The organism is Shewanella sp. 1180_01, assembly GCF_052850535.1.
Map to the genome: position 1 here is coordinate 1 of NZ_VXCT01000177.1, position 567 is coordinate 567.

1 pseudogene is annotated in these 567 nt (G+C 42.0%); it reads right to left on the reverse strand.

Annotated elements, in window-relative coordinates:
- Positions 1–567: pseudogene (locus FW758_RS24740) on the reverse strand (IS3-like element ISSba5 family transposase); the annotation flags it as partial.

Genomic DNA, 567 nt, shown 5'->3' on the forward strand with positions numbered 1-567 from the left:
AGCTTAATAACCCAAGCTTTTTCATTAGATTACGGGCTCGATAACGACTGAGACCAATCCCTTTGTTAGTCACTAATTGCGCTATCGTTCGCGCACCGGCAGAGCCATGACTAATACGATGTGCAGCCTTCACTTCACTGCATAAAATAGTAAAGTCTGCATCAATATGTTCTTTTCTTTTTAGCCAATACTTATAGCTACTTCGATGCACTTTGAATGCATTACAAATTGTGAGAATAGAGTGGCTCTGCTTGAGTGCGCTGATTAGCGTAAATTGTTCATCGAGTCTGACATCAAGAGAGCGGTAGCCTTTTTTAGGATAAGATTGTGCTCCTCAAGACGAGCTATTTGCTTCTTCAGCTCACGGATTTCAATTTGTTCAGGGGTAATCGGAGATGCTTTTGGTGTGCCACCCTGGCGTTCTAGTTTTAACTGTCTCACCCATTTATCCATAGTGGACTTACCTACGTTCATCGCCTTTGCAGCTTCGATGATGCTATGGTTTTTATCGAGGACTAATTGGGCTGCTTCAAGTTTGAATTCAGCACTAAATGTTTTTCTGGTTGT